This is a genomic window from Mannheimia sp. E30BD (genome assembly GCF_041807785.1).
In the GTDB taxonomy this organism is placed as follows: domain Bacteria; phylum Pseudomonadota; class Gammaproteobacteria; order Enterobacterales; family Pasteurellaceae; genus Mannheimia.
Genome location: NZ_JBGTYX010000038.1, coordinates 1 through 7,497, shown reverse-complemented (window position 1 = coordinate 7,497; position 7,497 = coordinate 1). Strand labels below are relative to the sequence as shown.

The 7,497-nt window shown below is 36.6% G+C and carries 3 protein-coding genes and 1 pseudogene; 2 read left to right on the top strand and 2 right to left on the bottom strand.

The window, feature by feature from the left end; all coding sequences use genetic code 11:
- Positions 1–222: 222 nt before the first annotated feature.
- Both ACERCG_RS11880 and ACERCG_RS11875 read right to left on the bottom strand, forming a co-directional pair.
- Positions 223–1,544, bottom strand: a pseudogene (locus tag ACERCG_RS11880) (IS3 family transposase).
- Between the two features lie 334 nt (positions 1,545–1,878).
- Entirely contained in the window at positions 1,879–4,449 is a 2,571-nt protein-coding gene (locus tag ACERCG_RS11875) for a hypothetical protein (RefSeq protein ID WP_373612266.1), read from the bottom strand.
- A 459-nt stretch (positions 4,450–4,908) separates the two neighbouring features.
- Between ACERCG_RS11875 and ACERCG_RS11870 the strand changes: the two genes are divergently transcribed.
- On the top strand, positions 4,909–6,282 hold the full coding sequence (locus ACERCG_RS11870) for a hypothetical protein (RefSeq protein WP_373612265.1): 1,374 nt from the start codon (positions 4,909–4,911) through the stop codon (positions 6,280–6,282).
- A gap of 244 nt (positions 6,283–6,526) precedes the next feature.
- Positions 6,527–7,189 carry a PD-(D/E)XK nuclease domain-containing protein gene (locus tag ACERCG_RS11865; protein WP_373612264.1) on the top strand — a complete coding sequence of 221 codons (663 nt, stop codon included), beginning with the start codon at positions 6,527–6,529 and terminating at the stop codon, positions 7,187–7,189.
- Positions 7,190–7,497 lie beyond the last annotated feature (308 nt).

The window sequence follows — 7,497 nt, the reverse complement described above, 5'->3', positions numbered from 1 at the left end:
CCATCGAACACATCAAGGAAAAATGTGCTGTGGCAGAACACCGATGGCAACCTTACTTGATGGAAAACGGATTTGGGTGGAAAAGAATTTAAGCTCAAATTAATCTGACAGACACGGTAATTTAAAACGGGGGACTGTCAGATTAGGTTTGATCTTCTACAAATAACCGTATATTAAATTCAAAGCCTCAGCAGCATGATCTGCCCCCAAAAAGTTAGACTGTTATTTAAAGGACTGATGTCGATATTGTATCGGACTCAGTCCTTTTAGTTTTAGTTGGATTCGTTCTTCATTATAGTAACGAACATATTCATTGATGACTTGTTCCAGTTCATCAATACTCTCAAACGTTTTTTCGTAAAAGCATTCTGTTTTCATTCGCCCAAAGAAGCTTTCCATCGCCGCATTATCTAAACAATTCCCTTTCCGAGACATACTTTGCTGAATACCATTTTTAGCTAATAGACTCTGATAACGATGCTTTTGATAATGAAAACCTTGGTCTGAATGTCATATCAGATTTGCATTTTTCGGGAGCTTTTCGACCGCTTGTCATAACATTTTCTGTACAAGCATACCATTTGGGCTACGGCTCATTTGATAAGCGACCAATTCATTGTTAAAGCAATCTAAAATCGGCGAAAAATAGAGCTTCTCTTCTTTCACTTTAAATTCGGTAATGTCTGTCAGCCATTTCTCATTCGGCTTAGTTGCACTAAAGTTTCTTTGTAACAGATTTGGCGCGATTTTGCCTTGTTCTTCTTTATAAGCGTTATATTTACGTTGTTTCTTCGACCTAACTTGTAAGCCCATTACTTGAATCAAGCGTTGAACTCGTTTGTGATTCACATCGCCTAATTTTGCGGTGACTCGGCGATAACCATAGTTAGGCTCTTTCTGCTTAATTTCACAAATCCGTTTTTTGAGCTCACTGTCTTTGTCTAATTTAGGGGGTTGATGATAAAAGAATGTACTTCGAGCCAGCTTTGCTATTCGCAGAAGAATAGCTAACGGATAGTGTTCTCTTAACTTTTGGATTGTTTCTGCCGTTTGGCTTCGCCCCTTTTGATTATCTCGTCTAACTTTTTTAGATAGGCTACCTCTGCTTCTAGTTCTAAAATACGCAAGCGTAGGCGGTCTTCTTCTGTTTTAGGCGGTGGCGGCATTTTCGCATATTGAGGCTTCATACTCGGGCGACCTTTGGATTTTGGTTGGAGTCCATTTATACCGCTTTTCCGAAAGGCTTTCAACCATTGGCTGATTACCCCGCTATTGGAAATACCAAAATGAAGAGTCGCCTCTTCAGCAGAAAATAAACCATCAAGGATTGATTTAATCGCCTGAAACTTAAATTCTGGGGAGTAAGCTCTTTTACAATGGAGGACAGCTAACCCATTGATACCTGAATATTTATATTGAGCAATCCAACGTCTCACTGTTTTACTAGATAAATCAAAATGATGAAGTGTTATAGGAAGATTTTCGTGATGTTCAACATAGAAATCCACGACTTGTTGTTTAAAAATTTGGGTGTATTTAGTCATAAAAAATCTGCACCTTAATCAGTTGGAAAGTGAGTCCAACTTTTGGGGTGCAGATCACAGCAATACTGAGGCTTTTTTATCTTTAACTAACCTACTAAACCATACTTAATTCACTGTTATCTCGTTATGGAACTAGAAGGCATATTTGCAAGATTTTAGGGAAATCTGACCGCTTACCGATACGAAAAATACTAAGTTGTAGTACGAAATTAGGTCTCTCCTATACTTTGTAAACTAACATAAAAAATCCCCACAATAAAAATTAGGCTGTGGGGATTTTTGATATTTAGCAGTGTAAAATCATTTACATAATCACACTACATTGATTAACTCATTACCCTAGAATTGGGCTAAAATCACTATCAATATAGATATTATAAGTCTCCTCATTAATTTCTTTGGTATATACATTGTAGGTTGCATTACCTTGAGTTACAGTATTTGATTTATCACTGTCACTAAAGCCTTGTAGCTTAATCACATCAGACTTATTGCCTTCTGCTGTGTGTGGCCAAACATCCCATGAAGCTTTGATATACAGAGATTTACGAGCACCTGCAAGTTTAGTAACTGTTTCTTCATTAAGTATTAAGGTTGTATTTGCCTTATCACCACTAATGAGAATCTCGTTCACTTCATTACCTAAGTCAGCAAATCTTGCTTCTGTCCACTTAGTTCTATCTGTGAAATCTAAAGTACTAGTAACTTGCTCGATTAAAATTGTATCTGTTTTACCATTCGCACCATAATCAATAAAGTTAACTAAACGTATATTACCGTTATTTTCTAACTCTAGTGTTGAAATAGTATCAATTCCATCTACCTGTTTACCATAGATTTCATAAGTATTACCTCTACCTCTGACATAGTCAATGTACTCTTTAACCGTACTACCTTGGTCATTCAAGATTCGATAAGTTGTCTGATCTTTATTCTGAGTATCATCAACTTCACGTTTAATAATGACTCGTTTCAAGTTATCTAAGGTGAGTTCTTGGAATTTATCAATACCAACTAAATTACGATTATCACTGGCTTTAAGTGAACGCCCTGTAGAGGTACCATTAGTTTTCTCAGCAAGAGGATCTAAGTTGTAGTACACACTTTGAACACTATTTGGTTCTTTCGGTGTATAGTACTCAATAGAGTGAAGATACTTACTTTCCAATAGTTTTGCAGCCTCTAATGGAATACCATCACCAAATTTGTATACATCTTTGGTCATATCACGGTTCAGATTATCACGATAAACTTTTTCAGCTTGATCATAATCACCATCTCCATCATAATCATAGAAGTAGGTATCAATTGAACCTGTTTCAGAATTACGAACATAAGCAGTTTGCCATTGCAAACGCTCCTTTCCATCAGTTGTATAACGATAAAATTGGTCTAATTCAATTACTCTATCAGTGGAGTAATCTTTCACGATTCTTTCAAATGGCTTACCATCATTTTCAGTATACATTTCCTCAACCAAACCAGTCTGAGGATTACGAGTATATTTAACAAACTGATATGGCTTACCATCTGCTTTCTCTGCCTCTACTTTTGTAAATTTAGAGGTCGTGATATGTTCATTCTTCTCGTTGTAGGTATAACGCTCAAAAATATCAGTAGTTCCATTCCCATCATTGTCGATTTTTTTCTCAGTGACGTTATCTCGAGCATCATAACTACGCAACTCAATGTAGTTTGGCTTCATAGTCTTAAGATCATCTGTTTGTGTATATTTTACAATACGTCCATAAGAGTCCAAGATGTAATCTCTAAGACGATCTGTACCATGCTCATCAAAACCTGTTAATTTATTGGCATCTTCATTACGTTTTTCCTGAATAATTCTACCTTGGTCATCACGAACAAATATTACGCTCTCCTGTGGCTTACCATCAGCATTGCTATCATACTCACCATAAACCAACTGACCTTTCGCATCTCGTTCATACAGAGATGTACTATCAATACCAGAAACAGATTTACCATTGATATCTTTAGTATATCCAGTATTCTCTCTTGGGTCATTATTCTGATATTCGCCTTTAATAAAGCCAGTCTCAGGATTAATGTCATAATATTTAATACTATCAGCCCGACCATCGGCATTATTATCGTATTCAATACTTTCAGATTGTCCCTTAGCATTTATATTGTAAGTTTCAATCTTATCAATACCATTGACATCAACATTATTAATACTGTGAGTTGAACCTGTTTTTGTGAGATTATCTGAATCAATGTATTTGGCAATAATATTACCATTAGCATCACGTACAAAATACTCTACAGTCTCAATAATATTACCAGGATCAGCATCACTATTATGATTAGCCTGCTTAATGTTACCTTTAGAATCTAGATCGTATCTGACGATACTTTCAATACCTGATACCTTTATACCATTAACGGTTGAGTTTTGACCTTTTTCTGTAGCATCCAGATCACGAAATACGGCTGTTCTAACATTATTTGCATTCACCTCATAATGTTCAATGCTTGATAGTACATCTCTAGAATTACCATTTGCTTCTATCTCCACATTATAAAATTCAGTTTTCACTAAACCATCGTCTGCGTCTTTAGTGTACACCTCTTTACGGTCAAATGTGCCATCGTTGGTTAAGTCAATTTCTTTCGCAACCCAATTACCGTTGGCATTTAGGGTGTAGGCTTCACGGTAGTCGTATGTGCCATCCACATTGTTATCTCGTAGTGTAGAAATTCGCTCACCTTTCACGTTGTAGCCATACTGTAAGACTTGATCTATGCCAGTTACTGTTTGACCACCGTTATCGGACTGAGATTTACCTTTGTTTTCGTTGGCATCGCTGTCCACCAACACACGCGCAACCCTGCCCAGAGTATCGAAGATCTGATAATGGATCTTATCAGGAAAACTGACCATTATTCCTTTCTAGATTTATATACTCAAAAATAGAATTTTTCCCGNCCCAGAGTATCGAAGATCTGATAATGGATCTTATCAGGAAAACTGACCATTATTCCTTTCTAGATTTATATACTCAAAAATAGAATTTTTCCCGACTGATCATTTTTAGCTATTTTTTCCATTTTTACTCAAATGGAGTATTTGATTGTTTTTTGTGCTAAACAATCAACAACTTAAATTGGTTATATTTTAGCCTTTTTAGTGCTTGGCTTTATGCGTTAAAAATAAGATGGTTTTCCTGATAAGATCCATTATCAGCAGTTCGATAGATTTGGTAGAGTAGAGAAAGTATTTGTAGATAATGACGCCAACCAATCTACTGGAAAAGATACAGCAGATAAAGAAGGGAATATTCTCAATGATATAGACCAAATCTTGGCCTATAGCTACAATGTGAAGGGCGAAGTCACCGAGATGAAACGTGATAACAACGTGGACGGCAAAAATGACTACCGTGAAGTCCGAGCCTTAGATGCAAACGGTCGTCTAGTTCAGCAAGAAATTGACTTAACCAATGACGGGACATTTGATCTTAAAGAGGTGTACACCAAAGAAGCGGATGATGGTTTAGTCCAAACTAACTTCTACAACTTGGTGGATAACCATGATGTCTTAACGAAGATCGAGTACTATAAGTTGAATGAAAATAACCAACGTACCGAATTAAAACTAGATACGTTAGGCGATAGTTCAATCAATGCTATCACAAGATATGACTTAGATGCACTAGGACGTACAGAAAAAGCCTATTTTGATACCGATGGTAATGGTACTATTGAACGTGCCGAAATCTATACATTAGATGGTAATGGTCATATATCACGTACAGAAACAGATTCTGCTAATGATGGTAGTATTGAGTCTGTAAGATATTATGAAAGAAATGCTCTTGGTCAAATAATTAAAGAAGTTATAGATTCTGATAATGATAGTAGAGTTGAGAATATTAGATATTACCAGTATGATGTATATGGTAATCGTACCGTTCACCTAGATGATGTAAGTGGTGATGGGTCAATCAACCAAGCTTATTATGCGACATATAATCACTTAAATCAGAAAATATACCAGATTTATGATAGGACGGGCAATGGTATTACTGACGATGACAGAAGGGAGGAAATGATATATAACGAATTTGGTCAAGAGGTATCAAAACAGATATATTCAAATGTATCAAGTAATCCAACAGGTGTATACTCAGAGTATAATTCTCAAGGACTTAGAACGAAAGCGAGTCAAGATAATGATGGAGACGGCCAAATCTCCTCGGCAAGAGATGTTGTTATTGAATATACATATGGTGAAAGAAATCTTTCAAATAGTGAAACTCGCTATGATGGTACAGGTAAATTGTTATACCGAGTAGAAATTGAGCGAGATGATCTTGGAACTGCCATAAGATCTTTCCGTGATACTGGAGCTGATGGCACAATTAATATTCTGCACTATGGATATACAGATAATGCTTGGACTCGTAATTATACTGATGACTTAAGACAATGGTCTACTGAGTTATTAGCAAAAGTGAATGGTTTACCACGAATCAGTCTCTCTTCTGCTAATTTCAAGACAACTATTACCTTAGATGATGCAACGCTTGCAAAAATTGCTCCAACACGCAATACATTACGTATTACAGGCGATAGTACCGATACAGTAAACCTTGATGGGTTTAGCAAATCGGAGACAAGTAGTCGTTCTGGTCACAATCAGTATACTGCTGAAGTGGATGGAACAACTTATACAGTGTTTATCATTGATACTGTTGAAACTATATTAGTCTAGAATATCTTTAACTCTTTTTAATCCAAAGCCTCAATAGCAATGTTGGGGCTTTTTTATTCAATATTAAAATAAGTAGTTCAGCTTACTTAGTGTTTTAGTTCACCATGTAAAATGGGTAGCTTTTACACCACCCTATAAATGCTTTGTATTTCACATGCCATGTGACCGTATTTACAAGCCTTATTGGTTTGAAACGGGCTCACCGACGTTTTTAATTGATAAGTTAATCCAAGAAAATGTCGATATGGGAAAAATCGCACAAGACATTTCCGATGATATGCTATTGTCTAAGTTTGATGTGGGGGATATTAGCCCGATTGCCTTGATGTTCCAGACAGGTTATTTAACGATAGATAAAGTGATAAACACCTTTGACGGCGTAGGGTATAAGCTGAAATATCCTAATAAAGAAGTGCAACAAAGCCTGAACACAATGTTACTACGCCGTTATTTACATAAATATGAATCAGGTTCAACATTGCGTTCTCATTTATATGAAGCACTTCAACATCACGACCTAGGCCGTATGCAGCTTGTTCTCAAAGCCTTTTTCGCCAGTATTCCGCACGACTGGCACAGAAATAACAATATTGCTTATTATGAGGGCTATTGGGCGAGTGTGTTTTATGCCTATTTTGCCAGTCTCGGTTTGCCGATTATTACCGAAGATGCAACGAGCGTGGGGAATATTGATATGACGTTGTTGGTGCATAATCACGTCTATATTTTTGAATTTAAAGTGGTGGGAAAAGATGTGAAAGAAAGCCTGCTGGGTTTAGCTCTTGCCCAAATTATCGACCGAGATTATGCGAAGAAGTATCAAGGACAAGGCAAAACAATTTACCAAATTGGGGGGGAATTTAATAAAGACAGCCGAGAAGTCGCGTTTGATATTGCTCGCTTATAATGTGGTGACAAGCAGTTGAGTTTCCTGAGAATTTTGTAAATTATTCAAAGATTGATTGTGCAAAGACAAGAACATTTCTGTAAATAATTATTCTAGCTGTGTCTACAGAACCATCTAACCTAGATGAAAATGACCTACTCTGTTATTTGTAGAAGATCAAACCTAATCTGACAGTCCCCCGTTTAAAATTACCGTGTCTGTCAGATTAATTTGAGCTTAAATTCTTTTCCACCCAAATCCGTTTTCCATCAAGTAAGGTTGCCATCGGTGTTCTGCCACAGCACATTTTTCCTTGATGTGTTCGATGG